At 65.2% G+C, this 26,405-nt stretch carries 16 protein-coding genes; 7 read left to right on the plus strand and 9 right to left on the minus strand.

Going from position 1 to position 26,405, the window contains the following annotated elements:
- Window positions 1-46: 46 nt before the first annotated feature.
- The 3 genes from fdhD to PHS32_RS10200 form a co-directional block, all read right to left on the minus strand.
- A complete protein-coding gene (gene fdhD / locus PHS32_RS10190) occupies window positions 47-955 on the minus strand; it encodes a formate dehydrogenase accessory sulfurtransferase FdhD (protein WP_301078841.1) in 909 nt (302 codons plus the stop codon).
- A gap of 13 nt (window positions 956-968) precedes the next feature.
- Window positions 969-3,713 (minus strand): molybdopterin-dependent oxidoreductase, encoded by a 2,745-nt coding sequence (locus PHS32_RS10195; RefSeq protein WP_301078842.1) that lies wholly within the window; start codon window positions 3,711-3,713, stop codon window positions 969-971.
- Between the two features lie 141 nt (window positions 3,714-3,854).
- Window positions 3,855-4,625 (minus strand): TOBE domain-containing protein, encoded by a 771-nt coding sequence (locus PHS32_RS10200; protein WP_301078843.1) that lies wholly within the window; start codon window positions 4,623-4,625, stop codon window positions 3,855-3,857.
- 81 nt (window positions 4,626-4,706) lie between these two features.
- Between PHS32_RS10200 and modA the strand changes: the two genes are divergently transcribed.
- The 3 genes from modA to modC are packed head-to-tail and all read left to right on the plus strand — an operon-like array spanning window position 4,707 to window position 7,252.
- Window positions 4,707-5,465: a molybdate ABC transporter substrate-binding protein gene (gene modA / locus PHS32_RS10205; protein ID WP_301078844.1), complete on the plus strand. Its 759-nt coding sequence runs from the start codon at window positions 4,707-4,709 to the stop codon at window positions 5,463-5,465.
- A gap of 12 nt (window positions 5,466-5,477) precedes the next feature.
- On the plus strand, window positions 5,478-6,164 hold the full coding sequence (gene modB / locus PHS32_RS10210) for a molybdate ABC transporter permease subunit (RefSeq protein ID WP_301078845.1): 687 nt from the start codon (window positions 5,478-5,480) through the stop codon (window positions 6,162-6,164).
- Window positions 6,161-7,252, plus strand: a complete 1,092-nt coding sequence (gene modC, locus PHS32_RS10215; RefSeq protein WP_301078846.1) for a molybdenum ABC transporter ATP-binding protein — start codon at window positions 6,161-6,163, stop codon at window positions 7,250-7,252. Before modB ends, modC begins: the two co-directional genes overlap by 4 nt.
- Here modC and PHS32_RS10220 read toward each other — a convergent pair.
- Complete coding sequence (locus PHS32_RS10220; protein ID WP_301078847.1) at window positions 7,249-7,755, minus strand: DUF1993 family protein; 507 nt, start codon at window positions 7,753-7,755, stop codon at window positions 7,249-7,251. The genes modC and PHS32_RS10220 overlap by 4 nt on opposite strands.
- Before the next feature lie 165 nt (window positions 7,756-7,920).
- Between PHS32_RS10220 and PHS32_RS10225 the strand changes: the two genes are divergently transcribed.
- The gene (locus PHS32_RS10225) at window positions 7,921-8,151 is read left to right on the plus strand and encodes an addiction module protein (protein ID WP_301078848.1); all 231 of its coding nucleotides are present in this window, start codon (window positions 7,921-7,923) and stop codon (window positions 8,149-8,151) included.
- Window positions 8,152-8,583: 432 nt separating this feature from the next.
- On the opposite strand, the gene PHS32_RS10230 is transcribed toward PHS32_RS10225, so the two are convergent.
- Genes PHS32_RS10230 through PHS32_RS10245 form a run of 4 tightly spaced genes read right to left on the minus strand, consistent with a single transcriptional unit; the run spans window position 8,584 to window position 11,716 of the window.
- Complete coding sequence (locus PHS32_RS10230) at window positions 8,584-9,414, minus strand: molybdate ABC transporter substrate-binding protein (RefSeq protein ID WP_301078849.1); 831 nt, start codon at window positions 9,412-9,414, stop codon at window positions 8,584-8,586.
- A 9-nt stretch (window positions 9,415-9,423) separates the two neighbouring features.
- The gene (locus PHS32_RS10235) at window positions 9,424-10,251 is read right to left on the minus strand and encodes a substrate-binding domain-containing protein (protein ID WP_301078850.1); all 828 of its coding nucleotides are present in this window, start codon (window positions 10,249-10,251) and stop codon (window positions 9,424-9,426) included.
- Window positions 10,248-10,967 (minus strand): ATP-binding cassette domain-containing protein, encoded by a 720-nt coding sequence (locus PHS32_RS10240; RefSeq protein WP_301078851.1) that lies wholly within the window; start codon window positions 10,965-10,967, stop codon window positions 10,248-10,250. Before PHS32_RS10240 ends, PHS32_RS10235 begins: the two co-directional genes overlap by 4 nt.
- Entirely contained in the window at window positions 10,964-11,716 is a 753-nt protein-coding gene (locus PHS32_RS10245) for an ABC transporter permease (protein WP_301078853.1), read from the minus strand. The genes PHS32_RS10240 and PHS32_RS10245 overlap by 4 nt, the downstream gene beginning before the upstream one ends.
- Window positions 11,717-11,916: 200 nt before the next feature.
- On the opposite strand from PHS32_RS10245, the gene PHS32_RS10250 reads away from it, so the two are divergent.
- On the plus strand, window positions 11,917-13,053 hold the full coding sequence (locus tag PHS32_RS10250) for a substrate-binding domain-containing protein (RefSeq protein ID WP_301078854.1): 1,137 nt from the start codon (window positions 11,917-11,919) through the stop codon (window positions 13,051-13,053).
- Between the two features lie 40 nt (window positions 13,054-13,093).
- Here PHS32_RS10250 and PHS32_RS10255 read toward each other — a convergent pair whose 3' ends face one another.
- The gene (locus tag PHS32_RS10255; protein ID WP_301078855.1) at window positions 13,094-15,700 is read right to left on the minus strand and encodes a winged helix-turn-helix domain-containing protein; all 2,607 of its coding nucleotides are present in this window, start codon (window positions 15,698-15,700) and stop codon (window positions 13,094-13,096) included.
- A gap of 135 nt (window positions 15,701-15,835) precedes the next feature.
- Between PHS32_RS10255 and PHS32_RS10260 the strand changes: the two genes are divergently transcribed.
- A complete protein-coding gene (locus PHS32_RS10260; protein WP_301078856.1) occupies window positions 15,836-17,503 on the plus strand; it encodes a ShlB/FhaC/HecB family hemolysin secretion/activation protein in 1,668 nt (555 codons plus the stop codon).
- Between the two features lie 11 nt (window positions 17,504-17,514).
- Entirely contained in the window at window positions 17,515-26,403 is an 8,889-nt protein-coding gene (locus PHS32_RS10265; protein WP_301078857.1) for a filamentous hemagglutinin N-terminal domain-containing protein, read from the plus strand.
- The last annotated feature ends 2 nt before the right edge of the window (window positions 26,404-26,405 follow it).

Below are 26,405 nucleotides of genomic sequence, written 5' to 3' on the forward strand. Positions count from 1 at the left end.
CAGCCACTTTTTTCGTCCTAAGAAGGCGATTTCATAAGTACAACTCCTAGGTGGCTATACCCAGTCGGTCAGCATGGGTATAGGCCGTCAAACGCTGGCCACGGACAAACCCGCACAAGGTGATGCCGACCCGCTGCGCGGCCGCTATTGCCAGTGACGATGGCGCCGAAACCGCCGCCACCAACTCGATGCCGGCGCGCGCCGCTTTCACGATCATCTCCAGGCTGACGCGTCCTGAGAGAACGACACAGCCGGCGGCGCTGGCTTGGGCGTGCAGCAGGCAGTGGCCAATCACCTTGTCCAGCGCATTGTGTCGACCCAGATCCTCGGCCACCGCCAGCAGGTGGTCATGGGCATCGAACAAGGCGGCCGCATGGGTGCCACCGGTGGCCGCAAAAATGAATTGCTGCTGCTGCATCGCCAGCAGGTAGCGATGCACCTGGGCTGCGCTGACCTGCCGCGTTCGGCCGACCTGCAGGGCATCCGGAAAGGCCGCCTCCAGACTGTCCACATTGCCGCACATGCCGCACGAGCTGGTGACCAGGCCGCTGCGGCGCGCACTTTGCACACCCGCGGACCGCAGCAGCTTGACCTTGACCACGGCCGGATCGTCCGGACAAACAGCCATCGACTCGACCTCGCCCATGGCCTTGATAATCCCCTCGGTGAACAGGAAGCCGGCCGCCAGCGCCAGGTCACCGGGCTCGCCGGCCACCCCCAGCACGCCGTCTTGCGCCAGGTATCCGGCGGCGCCCGCCGATCCGGTGGGCGTGCTCATCAAGGTGTAGCTGCCGACCTCGGCCACCTCCACCCGCAGCGCCTGTTCGACCACCACCCAGCAACACTCCTGCGCCGCTCCAGGCTCCGGCCCCTCGATGCGGCGCGCCATCACCGAACGCATGCCGCGCCGCGGCGCCAGCAGATCGGCGAGAACGACCGGTGACTCTCTCTTCATGATGCTTGACCTGTCAGCGGCGCGCCAGCGGCCTGACCGCCACCCGCACGATATCGGCACCGGAACCGGTGGCGTCGGTCAGTTCGATCGACATCGGCGCAATGGTGTTCAGGCTGGGCGACTGGAGGTCTTTGGCGTAAGGTGTAGCCCAGTAGTCGAACTGGCCCACCATCACCAGCGTGTCGGGGCGTATGCCCTGCACCACAATGGCCGGCCCCTGGGTTGCGCCGATCGCCGAAGTAACCTCCAGCAGGTCGCCTTCTTCAATGCCCATCTTGCGCGCCGCGCCGGCATTGATCATGACGCCGCGGTGGCCGCGCACGTTTTGCGACACCTCGTCCATCAACTGGATCGCGGCATTGCCGCCGGCGTGGTACTGCATGCTCTTGGTGGTGATCAGCCAAAACGGATAGTCCTCGGGCTTCAGGCCCCGGCGCACCAGATCCTGCACCCAGATGCCCGGAAAATCGTGCCACCGCGGCAGCGCCTGGTATTCGTTCAGTTGGGCATCCCACCAGTCGATGCCGGCGTCGTGCAAACGCGTGCCCAGCTCCTGGCCGGAGCGCATCAACCGCTCCTGGTAGGGCAACTCAAAGCGCACCTGCTGGCGCTGCATGGTGGGGTACAGGTACCAGCCGGTGCGCTGGTAGGGCTTGGCCAGCAGGCCGTGCTGCTTGAACCAGTCCAGCCCATGCGCCTGGGCGCCTTCCGTCAAGTCATGGCTGGCGGCGCGGCACACCGCGTCCCAGATCTGGTCCACCGAATGGACTTGCTCCACGGCCAGCGAAAAGTCGCGCCCCTCGGCTTTCAAGGGGGCGCCAAAGATGCCGCGGTTGATGGCGGCGTTATAGGCTGGCAGCAAACCGGTGCGGCGCGCCAGCTCGGTCGAGATCCAGGTGAAGTCGCGCGCCTGGCCTTGCGGCGCCACCGCCGGCTGGCGCAGCACGTAGCCTTGATGCTCCCAGTACTGTTCCATGTACTTGGTCTTGCCCAGGCGAATCAGTTGCGTGGCCTCCAGGTCGGTGGCGTCGGGCAACAGGATGTCGGCCATGTGATTGGTCTCATCGGGCGTGAAGGCAAAGCAGACCGTGTACGGAAAGCGCGCGATGGTCTTGGCCACATTGGGTGTGTCCCAGAATGAAATCGACGGGTTGGTGCGGTAGGCAAACCAGATCTCCGGCGCCGTCGGACGCGGCCAGTTCTTAGGCACGTGGGTCTGAAACATCCAGGCCAGGTGCGACGGCCCCAGCGACTGGCTCCAGGAGCCGCTGTTGCCCGACAGCGGCACCAGGGTACGGTGTGCGTTGCGGCCGGTGGGTTGCTGCAGCCATTTATTTTTGCCGGTGGGGTTGAGCTTGTTGAGCATGAAACCATCCGGACCCGGCTGCACGCTTTTGTGACGGTCCTCGCGCGGACTGTTGATGCGCACCGTGGTGCCCAGGATGCCGCCGGGCACCTCCAGCGCGCCGACCAATACCGCCAAGGTGGTGCGCGACCAGCAGCATTCGTAAGCGCCCCAGCCGTTGTTGACGGTCTTGCCCAGGGTGACGGCCACCGGACGGTAGGGCAGCAGCTTGCCATCGACTTCGACACTCTGGCCGACACAGGCCTGGGTTACAAACTCCAGCGCCACGCTGCGGATCTTGCTGGCCGGCACCTCGCACAAGGCCTCGGCCCACTCCGGGCTGTATTGCTGTATGTGGGCCACCAGTTTCGAAAACGAGGTCTCGGCCTCGACCTCTTGATAGACCCAGCGCTCGTCATCGGCGCCGACCTCGACCACGTCCGTCACCTGGAAGCGGCCTTCCAGCTGCGGCTCCAGATCGGCTGCATCGTGCGGCAACGCGCGCTGGCTGCGGGCGTCCCACAGCAAGGGTTTGAGCGTCTCGGGGTCGCGCAGAAAAAAGCCATTCGGTCCCACCAGGTAAGGCGATGAAGTCATGTCGCGCAAGAACGGCAGGTCCAGGTGCTCGCGCGCCACCTCGTGCAACAGCACATGAATCATGGCGAACATGAAGGCCGGATCGGTCTTGGGCTTGATCGGAATCCACTCGGCCGACGCGGCTGCCGTGACCGACAGATGCGGCTCGATCTGGACCCGCTTGGCGCCGCGCACGCGCGCCTCGGAATGCCGTGCCACGGCGCAGACGCCGCCGGTGACTTCCACGTTGGCGCCGAAGGAAACGATGTAATTGCAGTGCGGCGTGTCGGCCGAGACGGTGAAGGCGCGATGCCAGTATTCGCCGTACAGGTGCTCGGAATGCACGCACTTGACGCCCTGACCGGAACCGAAGCTGTAATCCATGTCGCCCCAGGCCGCAATAAAGGCCGGGAAGGTTCCCATGTAATTGGCCGGTGTGCCGCCGTGCCCCAGCGTCAACGCGACCCGCGGCAGGTTCTGCTCGTCGAGCAGGCCGCGCGCGCGAATGTCGTTCAATTTGGCCGCCACCGTATCGAGCGCCTCGTCCCACGAAATCGGCACAAAACCGGGATCGTGCTCCCGACCCTTCTTTGGATTGGTGCGCTTCATGGGCGTCAGAATCCGGTCCGGGTGATACGTCTTCTGGATCAGTCCATAGGCTTTGACACAAGGTTTGCCATTGCCGGGATAGAGCCCCTGGCCCTCGAAGTTGGGGCCGATTTCGGTCGCCACGCCGGCTTCCACCTTGACGCTCAGCAGGTCCGGGCCGGAGACGCAGTTGTAGCAGTAGGTTGGAACGTGTCGGGTGTTGGGTGGCGTGAATTGTTGGACGGGCAAAGCTCGGTTTGCGCTGACGCTGGTCATGGTCTTGTCTCTCGCTATCTTGACTTATTGGAAGCAGTCACGATAGGACACAAGCGCCAGCGCCGCAATATGTTCGCCATTGCATAGCGCGGCCACTGTCAGGGCGCAAAGCAGCTACACCAAGGCCAGAACCACCGCGTTTTCCTCCAGGCAAGCGGTCGCCCGGCTGCCCACCCGCAGCCGATTCGGCCGCGCCGCGAAACCGACCAGTTGCAGATCGCCGGGCACGCTGAGGACCACCTCGTCACGCAAGCTGCCGCGCGACAGGCGGGCGACCCGGCCGGCCAGTTGGTTGCGCTGCGGGTGCGGCGGCAGTTGGCCGGCGCAGACCGTCACCGCCGTCGCCTTGCACAGTGCCAACAGCGCCAGGCCAGGCTGCAAGCCCAGCAACTCGGCGCTTTCACGGGTGATCGAAGAAAAGATCTCGCCGCCTTCGGGCAGGCACAGCAGCACACGCACCATCGGGTCGCCGGGCTGCGGCGCCTGCAGTTGCGCAACGCGGCACGGCAAATGATTGCGCATGCTGGTACGCAAACCGGCTCTTGACAAAGCCTGCGCCGCCCCGCCGCTGAAGCGCTCCAGCACGTCCTGCCGGGCGTGTTCCATCTGGCGCGCGGCCTCCAGCAATTGCGCGCCCGCGGCAGTGAGCTGCGCACCGCCACCGCCAGCCCCGCCGACGGCCCGCGTCACCAGCGCCGCACCGGCCAGATTGGTCAGCGTGTCGATGGCCTGCCAGGCCGCTTTGTAACTTACCCCCGCCTCCCGCGCCGCCTGCGAAATGGAACCACCCTGCCCCACCAGCCGCAGGATCTCGATGCGCTTGTCGGCCGGCGCATGCCCCAGCGCACCGGCGTAGGAAAGAATCGGCTCCTGGCTTTTTTTCATGGTCAGATTGTGCCCTGTGCAGCGCAGTCGCAATCGGGCTGCTAAACTTTCGCTATTCCATTTCAGAATAACGAAATCCGCATGCAACAACCCTACGCCAAGCTCTGCGCAACGCTGCTGCTGACCCTCCTGTCGGGCGTCCTGCATGCCGACGAGGTCCGGGTTGCCGTCGCCGCCAACTTCGCCGCGCCGCTGAAAGCCCTGGCCATCGCTTTTGAAAAAGACAGCGGCCACAAGCTGCTGCTGTCGGCCGGGGCCAGCGGCAAGCTCTACGCACAGATCAAGAGCGGCGCCCCGTTCGACGTATTCCTGTCGGCCGACGAAGAGACACCGGCCAAGCTGGAAAGAGAAGGCAACGCGGTGGCCGGCTCGCGTTTCACCTACGCCGTCGGCAAGCTGGTGCTGTGGTCGGCACAGGCCGACCTGGTCGACGCGCAAGGCGAAGTGCTCAAGAGCGGCAACTTCAGCCATCTGGCACTGGCGGCGCCGAATCTGGCCCCCTATGGCGCTGCGGCCGTCCAGACCCTGACGGCGCTGGGCCTGCTGGGCGCACTGACGCCGCGCTTCGTGCTGGGCGAAAGCATCGGCCAGACCTACAGCTTTGTCGCCTCCGGCAACGCCCAACTGGGCTTTATCGCCCTGTCCCAGGTCTATGAAATGGGCCGGATCAGCAAGGGCTCGGGCTGGATCGTGCCGGCCCAGCTGTACCATCCACTGCGCCAGGATGCAGTGCTGCTGCTGGCCGGGCGCGACAAGCCGGCGGCCCAGGCGCTACTGGCCTTTTTGAAAACGCAGCAATGCAAGACCGTGCTACGCTCCTTCGGCTATGAAATTCCCTGAGCGAATCCTGTAATGCCAGAGCTCTATTGGGGCGCCGTCGCGCTGACGCTCAAACTGGCGGGTCTCACCACCTTGCTGCTACTGTTTTTGGGCACGCCGCTGGCCTGGTGGCTGGCCCGCACAAACTCTTGGTTCAAGGGACCGCTGGCGGCCCTGGTGGCCTTGCCCCTGGTCCTGCCCCCTACCGTGATCGGGTTTTACCTGCTGGTGGCCATGGGACCACAAGGGCCTATCGGGCAAGCCACGCAGGCGCTGGGGCTGGGCCTGCTGCCCTTCACTTTTGCCGGCCTGGTGGTGGGCTCCGTGTTCTATTCCCTGCCGTTCGTGGTGCAGCCCCTGCAGAACGCTTTTGCGGCCATCGGCGAGCGACCGCTGGAAGCCGCCGCCACCTTGCGCGCCTCCCCGTTGGACACCTTTTTCAGCGTCGTCCTGCCGCTGGCCCGGCCCGCCTACCTGAGCGCCGCCGTGATGGGGTTTGCCCACACGGTGGGCGAATTCGGCGTCGTGCTGATGATAGGCGGCAACATTCCGAACCAGACCCGGGTCCTGTCGGTACAGATTTATGACCATGTCGAAGCGCTTGAATACGCGCAAGCGCACTGGCTGGCTGGCGGCATGCTGTTGTTCTCGTTTGCGGTGCTGCTGGCGCTCTACAGCGTCAATCCCGGCGGCCGGCGCAAAGCGGGTGGCGCCCCATGAACAGCCTGGAACCGCAGCGGGTGCAGGCCCGCTTCAAGCTCGGCTACCCCGGCTTTCAACTCGACGTCGACCTCGATCTGGCCGGCCGCGGCGTGACCGCCTTGTTCGGCCCCTCGGGCTCCGGCAAGACCAGTTGCCTGCGTGCCATTGCGGGACTGGAGCGGCGCGCCAAAGGCTACCTGGCGGTCAACGGTGAAGTCTGGCAGGACGACGACCATGACCTGTTCCGGCCAGTGCACCGGCGCGCTCTGGGTTATGTGTTTCAGGAGGCCGATCTGTTCGGGCATCTGAACGTCGCGCAAAACCTGGCTTACGGCCTGAACCGCGTGCCACTGGCGCAGCGCCGGGTGGCGCTGGAGCAAACCGTCGCCTTGCTGGGCATTGGCCACTTGATGCAGCGCCAACCTGCCACGCTGTCGGGCGGTGAGCGCCAGCGGGTGGCGATCGCCCGCGCACTGGCCTGCAGTCCGCGCATTTTGCTGCTGGACGAGCCGCTGGCGGCGCTGGATGCCCAGCGCAAGGCGGAGGTTCTGCCCTACCTCGAAAAACTGCAGGGCGAACTCGACATCCCGGTGCTGTACGTGAGTCACGCGCTGGACGAAGTGGCGCGGCTGGCCCAGCACATGGTGCTGCTGGAAGCCGGCAGCGTCAGCGCCAGCGGCCGCACCGATGCCTTGTTGACGCGTCTGGATTTGCCGCTGGCGCATGGCGATACGGCCGGCGCCGTGCTCAGCGTCACCGTGGCCAGCCATGACCCCGACGACCACCTGACGACGGCGCGCCTGGGCGATGCCCTGCTGAGCCTGCCGATGCAGGTCGCCAACGTGGGCCAGCCCCTGCGCATCCGGGTGCAGGCGCGCGACGTCAGCCTGACCTTGCAGCAGCAAAGCGGCACCAGCATCCTCAACATCCTGCGCGCCACAGTCAGCGCCATCGCCGCCGACAGCCCCGGTCAGGTGATGGTCTCACTCGATGTGGCAGGTTGCCCCCTGCTGGCCCGCATCACCGCCCGCTCCGCGCGCACCCTGGGCCTGACGCCGGGGCTGGCGCTGTACGCGCAAATCAAGGGGGTGGCGATTCTGGGTTAGGGTTTGCCGAGGTAATCGCGCTTGCCGATCTCGACACCGTTGTGGCGCAGGATGTTGTAGGCCGTGGTCACATGAAAATAGAAGTTGGGCAGCACATTGCCCAACAGAAATTGCTGGCCTTTGTAATGGGTTTCGGTGTCGCCGCGCTTGATCACGATGTCCTTCTCCTCGCTGCCGTCGATCTGCGCCGGCGTCACGCTCTGGACAAAAGCCAGCGTCTTGGCAATGCGCGCCTGCAATTCGGCCAGCGTCTTTTCGCTGTCTTCATGCACCGGTATCTCCAGCCCGGCCAGCCGCGCCACCCCAGCCTTGGCGGCGTCGCAGGCAATCTGCACCTGCCTTGTCATGGGAAACATGTCGGGGAATAGACGGTAGGCCGTCAGCGCGGCCGGATCGAGTTTCTTGGCATCCACGTAGGCCTGCGCCTTGTCCAGAATGGCCGACAAGTTGCCCAGCGTTCTGACGAAACAGGGAACGCTGGCCTGGTACATGGAAATGGTCATGGGAAATCCTCTCGGTAAAAAATGAAGCAACGATGCGCGTCATCTTAGACCGTAGCCGATGCCATCGGGCCGCGGCAGGCCATTCAAGGGCTCGTCGGCAGAGACGCATAAGCCCGACCCCATTGAAGCTGTTGAAACTACAATCCGCCAAACTGGAGAATTCTGATGCCCGATCTTGTCATTGAGTTGTCTCAGCAGGCTCAAACCCTTCGCCCCGAGGATCGGGCTCGCCTGGCTGAATTGTTGCTTGATTCGATACACCAAAGCGTCGATCGGACAGTTGAATTAGCTTGGGATGAGGAGTTGCAAAGGCGAATTGACGAAGTTGATCGAGGTACTGCCAGACTTGTGCCGGCTGAGGAAGTCTTTGCGCAGGTTCGACGCTCAATTCAGTGAACAAAACAGTTCGCTTTGCGCCTGGAACGCGAGTGGGAGCAAGCCGGCGATCCAGACCCGTACGTCTTCGAGGCCATTGCGCGGGCCGAGCAGCCACCATGGATCAGGCTGGTGGGGCACTCAGCGCAGCGGCATAAAGGCGGAGACCGAAGGTCGGGGGACAGCCGCGGAGCTGAGTGCCCCGCCAGCCTGATCCACACCCGATTGGCCAAGTCGCTCTGCGATTCGCTGAGCCACGCAGGCGTAGACCTTGAAGGACGGCTCCGGTCGCTCACCGTAGGCGTCCTTAGAGACGGCAAGTTGCACCCCCTTGCAGAGCACCCCCTGGCACCTGCCAAAGCAGCATCAAATCAACAAGGTTTCATAGAAGCGCCGGATGCGTGACCCATCTGTCCTGTGGTTTATGAGAGGAAGGGGCCGCGAGGCTCCGGCTCAAGGCGGCGCAAAACCAAAGCGCTGAAACACCGCCTGCGCCGGTGCCGCCAGCAGGGCCTGCGCAAAAGCAGACGCCGCCGGCGAGGCTCCGGAGCGCAGCGTCAGACCGTAGGCCGCGGCCACCTGCAACTCGGGCGGCACTGGCACCACTTTCAGGCGCGGCACCTCCTTTTGCGCTGCCACGGCGTTGGTGCAATAGGTCAGAAACACATCGGCCCGACCCTGATCCATGAGCCAGCCGTAGGCGCTGATGCCGTCCGGTGGCTTGGGTGAATCGGCGCCGCCGGCCAGTTTCAGGGTCTTGGCATCGAGCCTGGCGTAAGCGCCGGCTTGCAAGCCATCGGCCTTTCGAAACAAGGCCCAGGTGTAATCGCCCGACGGGTCGGACTTGGGCGTGGAAGCACCGACACGCACCTCGGGCCGCAACAAGGTGTCCAGCAAGGTGGCAGCTGTGGCGTCGATCTTTTCGCTGGTCAGGGCACACAAGCCGTTGCGCACAAAAACGCTTGGCGTCTGCCAGCCGCCGCGCGCCGCCAGGCGCTGCGGGTGCTCCGTATCGGCAGAGGCGAACAGTTGCGCCGGCTCGCCTTTTTCAATGCGTTCCCGCAACAGTCCGGAAGGACCGAAAGTGAAGGCGATCTTTTGCCCGGTCCGCGCCTGGTACTCACCGGCTATGGCCGTGAGGGCGCCGCGCAGGCTGCCGGCAGCGTAGACCTGAAGCGCTGGCGCCGGCTCGTCAGCCAGCACCGGCGTCCTGCCAGGGCTGGCGCAACCCGCCAGCGCCAGACCGATCGCCAGCAGGGCTGCGCTGCTTGAAATTTTTGTCATGCCAGTGCCTCACTTGGCCGCGTTAGGAAAAAACAATTGCTCGCCGCCAATCTTGTAACTGGCGATCACGCCCTGGCCGGCTGGCGAGACCAGCCAATCGACAAACTTCTGCCCTTCCGCCGCCTTCACATGCGGGTGTTTGATGGGATTCACCAGCATCACGCCGTACTGGTTGAAGAGCCGCTTGTCGCCCTCCACCAACACCGTCAGATCGCCGCGGTTCTTGAAGTTGAGCCAGGTGCCGCGATCCGCCAGCACGTAGGCACCGCTGCTGGATGCGATGTTGAGCGCCGGGCCCATGCCGCAACCGCACTCCTTGTAGCCGGCGCCCTTCTTGTCCGTCAATTCGGCCAGCTTCCAGAAGCGCAGTTCGGCCGCGTGGGTGCCACTCTTGTCGCCGCGCGAAATAAAAGAGACGTTGCCGGTGGCCAACTTCCGGAGCGCTTCGACGATGTCATTGCCTTTGGTTTTGGCCGGGTCGGCGACCGGACCAATCAGCACAAAGTCGTTGTACATGACGGGAAAGCGCTTGACGGCAAAACCTTCCGCCACCACCTTCTCTTCGGCGGCCTGGTCGTGCACAAACAGCACGTCGGCATCACCCCGGCGCCCCATGTCGATGGCCTGCCCGGTGCCCAGCGCCACCACTTTGACCTCGATGCCGCTGGCTTTTTTGAACTCCGGCAACAGATAGGCAAACAGGCCCGACTGTTCGGTGGAAGTGGTCGATGCGACCACGATAGCTTGCCCTTGCGCACTCACAGCGGCGACAAAAATGGCTGCCGCCAACGTTGACCGCAGCAGGGACCGCGGTTTCATGGACTTTAAAAAATTCATACCAGTTCTCCTTTGACAAACAAATGGGCGGCCGGAAACTGCTGCTGCAATAACGGTCCGCTGAAAAAATCGGCCACCGGCAAGTCGGCCAGCACGCGGCCGTGCTCCAGGTAAATCACCCGGCTCGCCAGCCGCTTGACCTGACCCAGGTTGTGGCTGGCGAACACCAGCGTCATGGCCGCAGCGGCATCGGCAAACTCTTCCATCAGCGCTTCCACTTCGCGCTTGGCATGGGGGTCCAGGCTGGCGGTCGGTTCATCGAGCAGCAGCACCTGGGGATCGAGTGCCCAGGCGCGTGCCATCGCCACGCGCTGCTGTTGCCCACCGGAGAGCTGGCGGGCATTGCGCAAGGCCAATTCCGTCAAGCCAACCCTGGCCAGCGCGCGCAAGGCCAGGGCTTTGGCCTCGGCCCAGGAGCGGCCGCGCAGCCACAGGCCCAGCGCGATATTCGCATGCACCGTCAGGCGCATCAGATGCGGTCTTTGAAACAGCATGGCCTGGCGTACCGCCGGGTCGCGCGTCACCTGCCCCGCGGTTGGCGCCGCCAGGCCGTGCAGCAGGCGCAGCAGCGTGCTCTTGCCACAGCCATTGGCCCCCACCAGCGCCACCCGCTCACCGGGATGGATGGCCAGCGTAACGTCCGAAAGCGCGCGCACCGGGCTGGCCGAACGGCCAAAATGCACGCTCGCCGCCGCCAGCCGAAAAACCGCTGTCACGCGGAAACCTCCAGCACCGGCAGCGCCAATTGACGGCTCTTGTCGCCGCCCTCGGTGCGCTCGCGCCAGCGCCGCAGCAGCGCAATCAACACGTTGAGCAACAACACCACGCTGAGCAATATCAGTCCCAGGCCCAGTGCCAGCGGCAAGTCGCCTTTGCTGGTTTCCAGCGCTATGGCCGTGGTCATGACGCGGGTAAAGCCGTCAATGTTGCCGCCCACTATCATGACCGCGCCGACCTCCGAGATGGCGCGGCCGAAGGAGGCGATCAGCACCGTCAACAGCGCATAACGCTCGTCCCAGGCCAGCAACAGGCTGCGCATCAAGGGCCCGGCGCCGAGCGAGCGCAATTGCTCGCCATGCGTGCTTTCAACGTCTTCCACCGCCTGGCGCGTCAAGGCCGTGACCACCGGCAACACCAGCAGCGCCTGCGCCAGCACCATCGCCTTGAAGCTGAACAGCCAGCCCAGGTAGCCCAGCGGGCCGGAGCGTGACAAAAGCAGGTACACCACCAGGCCCACCACCACCGAAGGCACCGCCAGAAAAGTATTCAGCAAAGTGAGCAGCACGCCGCGCCCGGCAAAGCGTGCCACACCCAACCAGGCGCCAGACACGAGGCCCAGCACGCAGGCAATGGCACAGGCGGTGGCGCTGACCGACAAGGAGCGGCCCACAATGGTCAGCAGGCCAGCATCAAACGAGACGATGAGTTGTAGCGCTGTGGACGCGCTTTCGGTGAATGAAGTCATATCCTCAAAATTTGCGGGACAGACCGCAGCGTAGCGTAGCTCTGTCCCCAACCATTATTTGTACTTGCGGGACAGACCGCCGTCGCGAAGCGACAAGCTCTGTCCTCAACCGTTTATATGCGGGACAGACCGCAGCGCAGCTCTGTCCTCAACTTGGGGTATCGTAGCCACCAATCCAATTACCAGCGATATGAAACGCCGTGCATAGGCTCCAGTTCCACTACACCCTCTCGCGCGACAGCAGCCCGGCGCTGGTGCGCAACCCCTTGATCGACTTGCTGCAGGCGGTCAGCACCGAAGGCTCGATCTCGGCCGGCGCCCGCGCGCTGGGCCTGTCTTACCGCCATGTCTGGGGCGAACTCAAACGCTGGGAAAACGAGCTGGGCAACGAACTGGTGGTGTGGGAGAAAGGCCAGTCGGCGCGTTTGACCGAATTCGGCGCCAAGCTGATGTGGGCCGAACGACAGGCGCAAGCGCGGCTGGCGCCGCAGATTGAAGCCTTGCGCGCGGAACTGGAACGCAGCTACGCCCAGGCGTTCGACGACTCGGTCCACGTGGTCACGCTGTACGCCAGCCACGACGACGCCCTGAGCGCCCTGCGCGAGCATGCGCTGCAGCTGGCGCACGAAGCGGGCCAGAGCCAGCTGCATATCGATATTCGCTTCACCGGCAGCGTCGACGCGATTCGCGCCCTGAACGAAGGCCGCTGCGTGATGGCCGGCTTTCATACGCTGCAAGGCAGCGCGCGCCACAGCTTGACCGAACGCAGCTACAAACCGCTGCTGCAACCCGGTCTGCACAAGATCATCGGCTTTGCCCGGCGTACCCAGGGCCTGATGGTGGCCAGGGGCAACCCCTTGGGCCTGCATTCGCTGCTGGACCTGGCCCGCCAACACGCGCGCTTTGCCAATCGGGCGCTGGGCACCGGCACCCGGGTGGTGCTGGATGAACTGCTCAGCCAGGCCGGGCTGGCGACAACGGCGATGACCGGCTATGAACATACCGAACCATCGCACGCCGCGGTAGCCAACGCCGTGGCCGCCGGTCAGTTCGATGCCGGCCTGGGGATAGAGGCGGCGGCGCGGCGCGCCGGGCTCGACTTTGTGCCGCTGGCCGACGAGCGCTACCACCTGGTGTGCCTCAAATCGGCGCTGGCACAGCCGGGCATCCTGGCCCTGTTGCAGCTCCTGAAAATGCCGGCCTGGCAGCGCGCCATGGAGAAAATTCCCGGCTACGCCGCCATGCAAAGTGGCGAAGTGCTGGCGATGCGCCGGGTGTTGCCGTGGTGGGACTACCGGCAGGAAAAAATCCACGCGGCGCCGGACCTCAATCGCTGAGCTTGCGCCAAAGGGTCTGCCGGTCAGGGCCGGTTCAGACTCATTCAGTCGCCCCGGTGCCAAGGGAAACCGAGTCCACCAGCAGGTTGATTTCCTCGGGTCCCAAACGGCGGCCAAGGGTCAACAGGATTTGCAGCCGGCTAGCCCCCAATTGAGGCGAAATCAGATCAAGGGTTTGAACCCTGAAATTCTCAACACGCTTGGCCTGCAGGCGTTCGCACATCGCATCCGCGTAACCGAGCATGCGGGCAGCACCCATGGCGTCGCCATGTTCAGCCAACAGCATGGCCACGACATCCGAGAACTCGTGAAAACGGTTCATGGGCACCGCGATGGCGGCAAACTGCCGCGCCGCAAGTTGGGCCTCACCCCAGCGGCCCAGTCCGGCGCAAGACAGCATGATGACGGCGCATCCGTTCAGAATCCAAGACGTATTGCCGTGACGCTGTTTGGCAAGCTCGACAATGTCGCGCCCCATGGCTTTCGCTTCGGCGTAATCCCCCGACCGAATGGCCAGCATGGCCTGATTCCACGTTACCAACTGGACGTAGTCGTCGTAGCCACCGGCGACCGCCAGCGCCATGCATTCGTCCAGCAGGCAGTGCATTTCATCAAAGCGGCCACGGTGCATGGCCTGCGCGAAGTCGGCAAACACCAGCGTGAAGCGTACGTTGGGACGCAAATCGCCGGCGCAGACCTGTCTCGCCTCGACACACAGCAGTTCCACATCGGCCAAATCCTGGGCATGACAGCGATAGCAAAAATTTGCCACGGCGTGCGCGAACTCCACCGACTGGTCCAGTTCGCGAAATAGCGCGATCGCCTCACGCAATCCGCCAAGCGCGGTCGCCAGGTGCTGAGAGCGCGAGAAGAAGGCGCGGCCGACGCGCAGTCGCGCCACCAACAAAGGCGGCGTTTGGGCCGACACCAAGCGGTCTGCGGCCTCCATGTACTCCAATGCCTCCAAGTCCGAGGACAAAAAATTGTGAATACGGGCCACGGCGCCGGTCAAAGCGACGGCGCCGTCCGGATCATGCGCCAACGACCAGTTGAGGGCGGAGCGGAAATTGTCCAATTCCGGCTGATAGCGCTGTAGAAAAACAATGTCGGACTCGACGATAAAGTCCTGCGCGATGGCCTCGCACAGACCGCACAGCGCTTGCGCTTGTCGGCGCCGGATGGTGTCGGCTTCGCCCGCGCGTTCGAGTTGCTCCAGCGCATAGGCGCGGGGCGTCTCCAGCAAGTGATAGCGTGGCAAGTCGCCGCCCTCCACCACCACCAGGGCCCGGTCCACCAAAGCGTCCAGATGTTCGATCACCGCCCATTCATCGTCGCCGTCCTGCGCTGCCACCGCGCCGGCCAGGCCCATCGTGAATCCGCCGCTGAACACGCCCAGGCGTCGAAAGACGACTTGCTGTTCGGGCGGCAGCAGTTCATGGCTCCAGTCCAGTGCCGCGCGCAGGGTTTGCTGGCGGTCCGGCGCAAAGCGCTGACTGCGGACCAGCAGTTTGAAGCGATCATGCAGACGCTCCAGCACGCCTTCCACGCCCAGCAAGGGCAGGCGTACCGCGGCCAGTTCAAGGGCCAGCGGCAGGCCATCGAGCTGCCGGCAAATTTCGATCACGCTGCCCACATTGGCATCCGTCAGCACAAACTGCGGGTGCGCAGTCTGAGCCCGATTCACCAGCAAGGCCACGGCGCCATAGCGGCCGGCCTCCACCGGCGACACCTGCTCCCGGGGCAGCGCCAAGGAGCCGACCCGGTACAGCTGTTCCCCCGGCAGACGCAGCGCCAGCTGGCTGGTGACCAGAATTCGCACATTCCTGGCGCCGCCGAGAATCGCGCTGACGGCTTTTGCCACGTCTTGGACCAGATGTTCCGCGTTGTCCAGAACCATCAGCAAACGCAGCGGCGCCAGCGCCATCAGCAGCGAGGTCATCGCGTCCTGCGCCGCTCCCAGATGAATATTCAAGGCGTTGGCGATCGCCTCGGCCAGCTGCGCCGGATTCGACAGCTGTGACAAATCGACCCACGCCACGGCTGGCGCCTGGGGCTGTAGGCGCCGTCTGGCGACGGCCTGTGCCAGCGATGTCTTGCCAATACCGCCAGCTCCCATCACCGTCACCAGGGGGTGCCGGTCCAACAAGTCGTGAAGTGCTGCGATGTCCTCATCACGACCAAACAGCTGGCTGGATGGCTGAGCCAGCACGGGTGGCCCCGCAACCGCCGGGCCAACGCGGGGCCGGCTGCTGTCGGGCGTTGTCACGGTCGGTCGAAGCAAGCCGGCAGTGAGCCGATAGCCGCGCCCGGCGATGGTGGCAATGGCCTTGGGACCCAGCAATTTACGCAGGTTGGAAATCTGCACCGTCAGGTTGTTTTCCTCCACCATCGAATCCGGCCAGACCAGGTTGAGCAACTGGGCCTTGGTCACGGTCTGTTGCGGATGCCGGGCCAGGGCCAGCAGCACGTCCAGCGCGCGCGAACCCAGCGCCACGGGCTGACCTTGTATCCACAACTGCCGCCCGGATGCGCAGACTTCAAAGCTCTCGAAGCGGTAACGGTGCGGCAAAAACATCTCCCGGGTATGGTATTTGCCGCGCCTTGCGGCCACGGCGACAGCACAGACAGCAGCCGCGCTGAAAGGCATTTTAGTTTGCGGTCATTTTAGAAAATTTAGCAAATTTTAAGGACAGGAACAGGCCTGGGACCGAATACTTGCAGTTGCGCATTCGCGAGCCGCAAAAGCCCGTCGAACGCGGTATTTCCTCTCTACCTCATTCCTATGATCAAAACAACAGGCTTGCTTTATTTGACGCTGGTGGGCCTGGCACTGACAGCCATCCCGGCTGGCGCCAACGCGCAGACCGCCGCGCCGCCGCAGCCCGCCGCCAGCAGTGACGCCGCCGACCAGCAGATCAGGTTCCAGGTCACCCGCTACCAGGTGCAGGGCAACACTTTGCTGGCGGCCGATCTGATCGAAAGTGTGCTGGCGCCTTACGCCGGCACGTCCCGCAGCCGGCTCGACATCCAGCACGCAGGTCAGGCGCTGGAGCTACTCTATCGCGACGCCGGTTACAACATGGTGCGCGTCGTCACGCCGCCGCAGGACATCACCGACGGCACGGTCACGCTGGTGGCCATCGAGTTCAAGCTCGGCAGCATCAGTGTCAGCGGCAACCAACACCACGATCAGGCCAACATCCTGGCCGCGCTGCCGGCCCTGACCCCGGGCGCGGTGCCCAGCAGCGCGGCGCTGGCGGAAAACCTCCGCCTGGCCAACGAAAATCCGTCGCGCCGTCTGGATGTGGCACTGGCGCTGGGCGCCGAGATCGGCAGCATGGATGCCAGGGTCGAGGTGCAGGATGAGTCGCCCCTGAAAATCTCCCTGACGCTGGACAACACCGGTAACGACAGCACCGGCAGTTACCGCAGCGGCCTGGTGTTTCAGCACAACAACCTGTTCAACCGCGACCACGCCGCCACACTCAGTTACAGCACTTCGCCCGGTCACATCCGGGACGTGACGCAGCTCTCCGCCAGCTACCGCCTGCCCTTGTACCGATGGGGCGACAGCCTGGACTTCATCGCCTCCTACTCCGATGTCAATGCCGGCAGCACCACCACGGTGGCCGGACCGATGACGTTCAGCGGCAAAGGCCATACCTACGGCGCCCGCTACAACCACTATTTCACGCGCTCGGGCGACTACAGCGCGCGCCTCACCGCCAGCCTCGACTACCGCGCCTATGCCAACAGCTGCTCGGTGGGCGAGTTTGGCGCGGCCGGATGCGGCTCCGCCGCGGCAGATACCACGGTGCACCCCATTGCCCTGACGTACAGCGGGGCATGGAGCCAGTCCGCCCTGGTGGCCGACTTCAGCGCCAGCGCCAGCCGCAACCTGCCGGGCGGCAGCCATGGCAGCGATGCCGATTTCAGCGCTTCGCGTCCCAGTCCGCTGGGCGACGGTGGGGCCAGCGCCGGCTATTCGGTTTACCAGTTGAACGGCAGTTTGCTGTATCTCACACCGCAGGACTGGCGGCTGCGCATCGCCGCCCGATCCCAATACACCCATGACGCACTGATTGCCGGTGAACAGTTCGGTTTGTCGGGCGCCAATACAGTGCGCGGCTTCATGGAGCGCGAAGCGGCGCGGGATAAAGGCTATGCCGTCAACATCGAGGCCTATACGCCTGATCTGGCGCCGCCACTGGGCGCCACCGACAGCTCGCTGCGACTGCTGGTCTTCGCCGACTACGCGCGCGGCTGGAACGAATATCTTGCCGGCGAGGCCGACGCCGCGCTGAGCCTGGCCAGCAGCGGCCTGGGCGTGCGCTACGACATCGGACGCAAGCTGACGGCGCGACTCGACTGGGGGCGCATCACCCTCGGCGCCGCCAACAGCAAGACCGGGGACCACCGCGCACACCTGAGCGTCGCACTCAATTTCTAAAAGGGATAGACATGAAATCTCGTCGGCAAACGCTTCGACTGGCGCGCAAGCCACTGGCGCTGGCACTGGCTGCGATCTTCTCGGTTGGCGCGCAGGCCAACCCGAGCGGCGCCGCGGTCGTCAGCGGCAGCGCCAGTATCAGCCAAAGCGGCAACGTCCTCACTGTCAGCAACAGCCCCAACAGCATCATCAACTGGCAGAGCTTCGGCATCCAGGCCGGCGAAACCACCCGTTTCCTCCAGCAGTCCAGCAGCAGCGCGGTTCTCAACCGCGTTGTCGGCGCCGATCCTTCGCAGTTGCTGGGAACGCTGCAATCGAACGGCCGGGTCTTCCTGGTCAACCCGGCCGGCATCCTGGTCGGGCAAGGCGCACGCATCGACGTTGCCGGCCTGGTGGCCTCGACCCTGAACCTCGGCAACCAGGAGTTCCTGACGGGCAAGCTCAATTTCCAGGCCACGCCGGGTGCCGGCAGCGTCGTCAATCAAGGCCGGATCACCACCCCAACCGGCGGCAGCGTCTACCTGGTGGCCCCCAAGGTCGAGAACAGCGGCATCATCCAGGCTCCCAACGGCGAAGTGATGCTGGCCGCCGGGCAGACGGTCCAACTGCTTGACTCCGGCAATCCCGGTGTTGCTATCGAAATCACCGGCCAACCGGGCAACGTCACCAACCTGGGCAAGATACTGGCCGACTCCGGTCGCATCGGCTTGCAAGGTGCGCTGGTCATCAACCAGGGCCAGGCCAGCGCCGACAGTGTGGTCAGCGAAGGCGGCCGCGTGCTGCTGCGCGCCAGCAACGTGCTCAACACCGGCCGCCTCAGCGCCAACGGCACGGCCGGCGGTAGCGTAGCCATCGAAGCCAGCGGCAGCATCGTCCAGACCGCGTCCGCCGAGCTGCGTGCCGACGCCAGCAGCGGCGCCGGCGGCGCCGTCAAGGTCTTGAGTACGGCCGACGGCAACGTCTTCTCCTCGGCGACCCTGTCCGCCACCGGCCAGAGCGGCGGCCAGATCGACGTCAGCGCCGGCGATGTCAAGCTGTTCGCGGCCAGGCTGGATGCCTCCGGCACCAACGCTGGCGGCAGCATCCACGTCGGTGGCGGCTGGCAGGGCAGCGGCCCGCTGGCCCACGCCTCGACGGTGCAGGTGAACGCCGCGACCGAACTGCATGCCGACGCCAGCGGCCAGGGCAACGGCGGCGAGGTGGTGGTCTGGTCGGATGGCAACACCCGCTTCGATGGCCGGGCCACTGCCAAAGGCGGCGCCAGCGGCGGCGCTGGCGGACGGATCGAGGTATCGAGCAAGGAGGCGCTGACTTTTTCCGGTCAGGGCGATGCCAGCGCACCGCAGGGACAAGGCGGCAAGTTGCTGCTGGACCCGAAGAACATCACGGTCGCCGCCGCCAACGCCGGCATCAGCTACATCGACCTCGCCAATCCCCACCCCAGCGCCGGCAACCAGCACGGCTCCAACAGCATCGTCGAACTGGCCAACGGCAATATCGTGGTCTCCAGCAACTGGGACCAGTTTGGCGCCTACAACGGCGGCGCTGTCTATCTCTACAACGGGACCAGCGGCGCGCTGATTTCCGCCTTGTACGGCGGCAGCAACAACGACTGGCTGGGTTTGAACGGCATCACCAAACTCAGCAACGGCAACTTTGTCATCACCACCAACACTTGGCATAACGCCGCTGGTGCCTCGGTCGGCGCGGTCACCTGGGGCAGCGCCAGCAGCGGCGTCAGCGGCCTGGTCAGCGCCAGCAACAGCCTGGTGGGCAGTCTGGCGAACGACAACCTGGGCGCCATCAACGGCGGCATGGGCGTCACTGCGCTGGGCAACGGCAACTATGTGGTGGCCAGCTCGTACTGGAACGGCCGCCGGGGCGCGGTGACCTGGGGCAACGGCGCCAGCGGCAGCAGCGGCGTGGTGAGCGCCACCAACAGCCTGGTGGGCAGTTCGGTCGGCGATGCCATCGGCTACAACGGTAGCGCCGGCTTGTCCGGCGTGACCGTGCTCAGCAACAACAATTACGTGGTTGCCAGCAGCGCCTGGAACGGCAACCTGGGTGCCGTCACCTGGGGCAGCGGAACCAGCGGCGTGACCGGCGCGGTCGCTGCCAGCAACAGCCTGGTGGGCAGCACGGCCGGCGACCTGGTCGGCGGCAATGGCGTCACCGCGCTGGCCAACGGCAACTACCTGGTGAGCTCGCCCAAGTGGAACGCTGTTCGCGGCGCCGTCACCTGGGGCGACGGTACGACCGGCGTCTGGGGCGCGGTCGGTGCCAGCAACAGTCTGGTCGGCAGCGCGGCCAACGACAACATCGGCAGCGGCAGCGGCGGCCCCTATGTCGGCGGTATTACGCTGCTGGGCAGCAGCAACTACCTGGTGAACAGTCCCAACTGGAGTGCCGGCATGGGTGCCGTCACCTGGGGTAGCGGCAGCAGCGGCGTGTCCGGCGCGGTGGCAGCCGGCAACAGTCTGGTGGGCAGTTCGGCCGGCGACGCTTACAACCGGACCGTCACCGTGCTGAGCAACGGCAACTACGTGGTGAGCAATCCCGCCTGGGGAGGCGGCAGAGGCGCCGCGACTCTGGGCTTCGGCAACTCGGGCATCACCGGAACCATCGGCGATGGCCTGGTGGCAGGCCCGGCAGGAACCATCATCGATACCGGTCTGGGCAACAGCATGCTGGGCGGCGCCAGCGATCTGATCGGCAGCGGCGGCGTGGTCGATCTGGGCAACGGCAAGTTTGTGCTGGTCAGCCCGAGCTGGGGCTTCAATGGCTGGGCGCGCCGCGGTGCCGTGACCTTGCTGGACGGTTCGGCCAGTCTGCGCGCCATGCAAGTCAATGCCACGACCAGTCTGGTCGGCAGCACCAATGGCGCCAATTCGGACTCGGTCGGCAGCGGCGGCGTCACGGTTCTCGCCAACCACAATTACGTCGTGAAGAGCCCCAGTTGGGGAACCCGCATGGGCGCGGTCACCTGGGGCAGCGGCAGCACCGGCGTGACCGGCCTGGTGAGCGCCAGCAACAGCCTGGTGGGCATCACCGTCGACGACTATGTCGGCGGCGCCAGCACCGGCAATGCCAGCACCAACGTGGGTGTCCTCGCGCTCAGCAACGGCAACTACCTGGTCAACAGCTGGAACTGGAATGGCAACCGGGGCGCGGTGACCTGGGGCAGCGGCAGCACCGGCGTGAGCGGCGTGGTGAGCGCCGGCAACAGTCTGGTCGGTGGCAACGCCAACGACAGCGTCGGCTATGCAACGCCCGGCTATGGCTACGTCACCGAGCTCGGCAATGGCAACTACGTGGTGCAGACCGATCGCTGGAACGGCTACCGCGGCGCGGTGACCTGGGGCAGCGGTACTGCGGGTGTGACCGGTGTGCTGGCCCCCAGCAACAGCCTGGTGGGCAGCAACGCCAACGATCACGTCGGCAATGGCGGCGTCACCGCGCTGACCAACGGCAACTACGTGGTGAAGAGCACCCTCTGGAATGGCGCCAGCGGCGCGGTCACCTGGGGCAACGGCAGCAGCGGCATCAGCGGAGCGGTCAGCGCCGCCAACAGCCTGGTCGGCAGTTCCGCGGGCGATACGCTGGGCAGCGCCTATGACCCGGTCAGCTACCTCAACAAAGGGGTGGTCGCCCTCGGCAACGGCAACTACCTGGTTGACAGCCCCAGCTGGAACGGCTCGCGCGGCGCGGTGACCTGGGCCAACGGCAGCACCGGCATCAGCGGCAGCGTCAGCGCCGCCAACAGCCTGGTGGGCGGTTCGCCCGGCGACCGCATCGGCTACGGCCTCGATGGCAAGTACCCGATTACCCTGCTCAGCAACGGCAACTATGTGGTGCTGAGTTCCGGCTGGAACGGCTCCTGGGGCGCGGCCAGCTGGGGCAGCGCCAGCGCCGGCGTCAGCGGCGTGGTGTCGGCCAGCAACAGCTTGCTGGGCGTGCGTACCAACAACTATGTCGGTTATTACGGCGTCACCGCGCTGGGTAACGGCAACTACGTGGTGGCCAATGCCGGCGACACCACCTGGGGCGACGGGACCACGGGGACTGCCGGCACGGTGAGCGCCAGCAACAGCTTGCTGGGCACCAACGGCGCCATCACCCGGCTCGGCAACAACAATTTCATCGTCAAGGGCAATGTCGGTGGTGTGCCCGGGGTGATGCTGGCCTCGGGCTCGAGTGCATTGAGCGCGACAGCGGCTTCCGCCGCCACCTTCGCCAGCAATGCCGGCGGCGACGTCACGCTCACCCCGGCCACGCTGACGGCCATCACCAACACGGGCACCGCCGTGACGCTGCAGGCCAACAACGACATCAGCGTCAACAGCGCCATCACCAGCAGCGCAGGGGGCAGCGGCGGGGCCTTGACGCTGCAAGCGGGGCGCAGCATCCTGCTCAATGCCAGCATCAGCACCGACAACGGAAATTTCAGCGCCACCGCCGGCGACCCGGGCGCCAACGCGGCCTACCGGGACGCCGGCACCGCGACGCTGTCACTGGCCAGCGGCGCCACGCTGAACGTCGGCAGTGGCACCGCCACCCTGGCAGCCGTGGGCGGCAACTTGAACATCGACGGCAACGTCAACGCCGGCACGCTCACGCTCAATGACGGAACCTGGAGTCAGGTCGCCGCCACGCTACCCGGACTGAGCGCCGGTGACTTCAGGATTGCCGGCGGCAGCTTCGTTCGCGCCCTCGGCGGCGACGGCAGCCCTGCCAGCCCGTATCGGCTGGCCGACAGCTATGGCGTGCAAGGCATGGGCAGCACGGGCATGCTGGGCAAATCGTACACACTGGCCAATAACATCGATGCCACAAGCACGGCGAACTGGAATGGCGGAGCTGGCCTGCTGCCGGTCGGCAATGCCAGCAGCGCATTTACCGGCAGCCTCGACGGCCTGAATCACACCCTCAACAACCTCACCGTCCAGCAACCCTATGCCAGCTACGTGGGCTTGTTTGGTTCGGTCGGGGCCGGCGGCGCGGTCAGCAACCTGGGCCTGGTCGGGGCCAACATCAATGGTTTGCAGTACGTAGGCGCGCTGGCGGGGGCCAATGCCGGCACGGTGAGCGCCAGTTACGCCACCGGCACGGTGAACAGCTTCGGGAGTGTTACCCCCAATACCTTCGGCCCAATTTTCGCTTACAGCAGTTTTGTGGGCGGTCTGGTTGGCAGCAATTCCGGAACGCTGAGCAACAGTTCTGCCGCGGTGAGCGTGAGCAGCACCTTGAACAATTATTCGGGAGGCCTGGCGGGCATCAACGGCGGAACGATCAGCGCCAGCCATGCCTCCGGCACGGTGACCGTCAGCGACGTCACCAGCGGATCGACCACCTACGGCAGTGCCAACGCCGGCGGGCTGCTGGGATCCAACGGCGGCACGCTCACGACCAGCTATGCCAGCGGCAATGTGGTGTCAGGCCTGGGCAGTGCCATTGGCGGACTGACGGGATCCAACGGCGGCACGCTCACGACCAGCTATGCCAGCGGCAATGTGACCAGCGGGGTGAACAGCTTTGTATCCGGCAGTGAAATTGGCGGACTCATAGGGAAGAATCAAACCAGCGGAGTGGTCAGCGACAGCTACGCCACCGGAGCGGTCGACAGCGCCCGTGGCTCGGCGATTGGCGGCCTGGTCGGAAGAAACCAGGGCAGCGTCAACAACAGCTACAGCACGTCCTCGGTCAGCGGACAAAGCAAGACCGGTGGCGTGGTGGGTTGGAACAAATTGGGTAGCGTCGGCAACAGCTATTGGAATAGCTCGACGGCCGGGGCGGCGGTGTCGTTTGGCGTTGGCTACGACGCTGCTACTCTGGCCGGCACGAACGCCGGTGCGGCCGGCCTGAGCAGCGCGCAGATGATGCAGGCCACCAGCTTTACCGGCTGGAGCCTTGCCAATAGCGCCAATGCCGGGACGACATGGCGCATCTACGAGGGCAACAGTGCCCCGTTGCTGGCCAATTTCCTGACGCCGCTGACCGTTAGCACGGTCAGCGGCAGCAAGGTCTATGACGGCACGCTGCCCAGCCTCAGCGTGAGCTACTCGCCGACCCCTGACATGAGCAAGGTCCTGGGCACCGCCAGCTACAGCGGCGCCGGCAGCAACGCGGGTTCTTACACGGTCACACCGGGCGGGCTCTACTCCAACCAGCAAGGCTACGACATCGGCTATGCCAGCGGCACGCTGACCATCACTCCGGCCAGTCTGAGCGCCATCAGCTTGAGCGGCACCCGGGTCTACGACGGCACGGTCAATGTGGATGCCAGCATCTTCAAGCTCAGCGGCCTGGCGAGTGGCGAAAACCTCACTCTCAGCGGCGTCGGCAGCATCGCGGACCCGAACGTAGGAACCAACAAACCGGTCGCCCTGGGCAGCCTGACCCTGGGCAACGGCAGCAACGGACTGGCCAGCAATTACACCCTCAGCGGCGGCACGCGAACCGTGGACATCACTGTGCGACCCCTCTCCACCTGGATCGGCCGCGGCGATGGTCTGTGGAGCGACCCCGCCAACTGGGATGCCCTGCCCAGCGGCAACAACGTGCTGGCCGCGTCCATCCCCAGCGGCCAGTACACGGTCACCTACAACGCCGGCGCCGGTTCGACCCACCTGCAAACCCTGAGCAGCGGCCAAAACATCTTCTTCAGCGGCGGCAGTCTCGATGTCAGCGGCCAACTCAGCAGCACCGACTATGTTCAAAAAGGCGGCAACCTGACGGGCGGCAGTCTCAGCGTCAGCGACAGCTTCGGGCAAACCGGCGGCAGCATCGTGCTGAGCGGTGCCGCCACCCTCACGCAAGCGCAGGGCAAGCTCAACGTCGGTAGCCTGAGCGCCAGCAGCGTCAGCCTGAGCGCACCGACCGGCGTCATCACGCAGAGCGGCCCGCTGGTCACCGACCAATTGTCCACCCTGTCGGCCATGGGCACCACGCTCAGCGCTGACGGCAACCGGATCCGCAGCTTCAGCGCCAGCAACAGCGGCGGCGACGATATCGTTCTGGCCAACGGCGTCGCACTGACCCTGGCCGGGATCAGCAACAACGGCAACGTCTCGATCAGCAACACGGCCGGCGATCTGCGGCTGGCCCAGCCACTGACGGCCGGCAACGCCACGCTGGTGGCCAGCGCCGGTGACATCCTGGGCGACGGCAGCGTGACGGCACGCAACGTGACGCTTGAGGCGGCCGGCGGCATCGGCATCGGTGCGCCGGTACGGACCGCCACCGACGCCAGCGGGATGCTGCGCCTCGTCAGCCACGGGGTCGGCTCAGCCGGCAACATCAGCGTGATCGAGTCCAACGCGATCGATAGCAGGCGCATAGCGCTGTCGACCGACGCCTCGGCGCAGACGGTGAGCCTGAGTTCGCCCCTGACTTCGGTAAGCAGCAACTTCGGCGATCCGCTCGACGACCTGGTATTCGGAGGCAACACCTTGATCGGTATCGGGCTCAGCGGTAGCGGCCGGCTGATCAACGCGGCGGGTGCGGCGATGACCTTGAACCCGAGCAACGCGCTGACGATCGCTAGGCCGGTGCTGAACCTCGGGGCTCTGGATTGGGCCAGCAGCGGCACCAGTCCGGCCGCCAGCGTGACCCTTACCGGTGGCCTGAGCAACGCGGCCGGCGCGACCGTCACCCTGCCAGGGTTCGGCTCCCCCCTCTATTTCTCGGCCACTGTGCACAATGCCGGCACTATGTCGATAGCCAATTTCCTCGGCTTGATCGACAACACCGGCACGGTGGAATTGAGCGGCGGCAGTGACACAAACCAGTCGATCCGTTCCATGACGCTGCACAACCTGGCAGGCGGGACGGTCAATTCGCGGGGCGCCTACATCCGGGATTCGTCGATCGACGCGCAGGCCGGCTCTACCCTGACCGGCAGCAGGCTGAGCCTGTACAACTACGGTGGCTTGACGGTGGGCACGACCAACTCGACGCTGGGGGTGCTGGAACTCAATGGCACCAGCGGCGCCTCGCTGAATGCAGCGGGCGGCCGGATTGCCGGCAGCATCCAGTTGGACGATAAGTCGTCGGTCTCCCTCAACGCCGCCACCTCCAACGCCGCGGACGGCGTCACGCTGCGCAGAGGAAGTAGCAATGCCAATCCGGTCCTGAACGTCAACACCAATGCCAGCATCGGATCGCTGGTGCTGTACGGCGGCGAAGTGCGGGGCAACGGCGACCTGAGCCTGAGCCGCGCCTCGACCATCAGCGGCGGAACGCTGACGGGAACCGGCAAGCTGATCAACGATACGACCGGCACGCTGACGCTCAACCCGAGCAGTGCACTGACGATCGATCGGCCGGTGGTCAATCGCGGCAAGCTAGCCGCCAGCAGCGGCAGCACCACCTTCAACGCAGGGTTTACCAACGAGATCGGTGCCACGCTTGAATTCGAAGCGCGCAGCAGCAGCGACTACGGCAAAGTCAAGCTGGCTGGCACGGCCAGCCTGGATGGCAAGCTGAAGTTCGTGACGGGCGCGCAGTTTGTGTCCGACGACAAGGTGCTGACGCCGATGACCTATGCGAGCAAGACCGGCAGCTTCGCGACCAGCGCCTTGCCGGCCGGTTACAAGGAGAGTTATCTGCCCGACCGGATCGAAATCCTGAAGCCCGCGCTAGCGCTCTTCCCGAGCGCCAACAACCTGGCCAACGGCGTGCTCAACGCCAGCCTCGCCACCCGCAATGGCCCACCGACCGGGCCCTTGTTGGCGGCTTTGGCGGCGCTGCCGGCGCCGCCAGCGAGCGACCCGATCAGCAACCTGTATGAAGTGCAGCTCCCCGACGCCGGCGCCCTGGTGGCGCTGAACGGCATCGTCGCTGCCGGGCCGGCTGCAACGGATTCGGGGCCGAAAGAACTGGTCGATATCTGCCGGCCTTGAAG

The organism is Rhodoferax sp., from assembly GCF_028714215.1.
In the GTDB taxonomy this organism is placed as follows: Bacteria; Pseudomonadota; Gammaproteobacteria; order Burkholderiales; family Burkholderiaceae_C; genus Rhodoferax.

Coding starts and splice junctions, on each gene's coding strand:
- PHS32_RS10200 (WP_301078843.1), bottom strand. CDS start 4,625: ATGAAAAAAAGCCAGGAGCCGATTCTTTCCTACGCCGGTGCGCTGGGG.
- PHS32_RS10230 (WP_301078849.1), bottom strand. CDS start 9,414: ATGACAAAAATTTCAAGCAGCGCAGCCCTGCTGGCGATCGGTCTGGCG.
- PHS32_RS10245 (WP_301078853.1), bottom strand. CDS start 11,716: ATGACTTCATTCACCGAAAGCGCGTCCACAGCGCTACAACTCATCGTC.
- PHS32_RS10260 (WP_301078856.1), top strand. CDS start 15,836: ATGATCAAAACAACAGGCTTGCTTTATTTGACGCTGGTGGGCCTGGCA.
- fdhD (WP_301078841.1), bottom strand. CDS start 955: ATGAAGAGAGAGTCACCGGTCGTTCTCGCCGATCTGCTGGCGCCGCGG.
- PHS32_RS10265 (WP_301078857.1), top strand. CDS start 17,515: ATGAAATCTCGTCGGCAAACGCTTCGACTGGCGCGCAAGCCACTGGCG.
- PHS32_RS10220 (WP_301078847.1), bottom strand. CDS start 7,755: ATGACCATTTCCATGTACCAGGCCAGCGTTCCCTGTTTCGTCAGAACG.
- modA (WP_301078844.1), top strand. CDS start 4,707: ATGCAACAACCCTACGCCAAGCTCTGCGCAACGCTGCTGCTGACCCTC.
- PHS32_RS10225 (WP_301078848.1), top strand. CDS start 7,921: ATGCCCGATCTTGTCATTGAGTTGTCTCAGCAGGCTCAAACCCTTCGC.
- modC (WP_301078846.1), top strand. CDS start 6,161: ATGAACAGCCTGGAACCGCAGCGGGTGCAGGCCCGCTTCAAGCTCGGC.
- PHS32_RS10235 (WP_301078850.1), bottom strand. CDS start 10,251: ATGAATTTTTTAAAGTCCATGAAACCGCGGTCCCTGCTGCGGTCAACG.
- PHS32_RS10255 (WP_301078855.1), bottom strand. CDS start 15,700: ATGCCTTTCAGCGCGGCTGCTGTCTGTGCTGTCGCCGTGGCCGCAAGG.
- modB (WP_301078845.1), top strand. CDS start 5,478: ATGCCAGAGCTCTATTGGGGCGCCGTCGCGCTGACGCTCAAACTGGCG.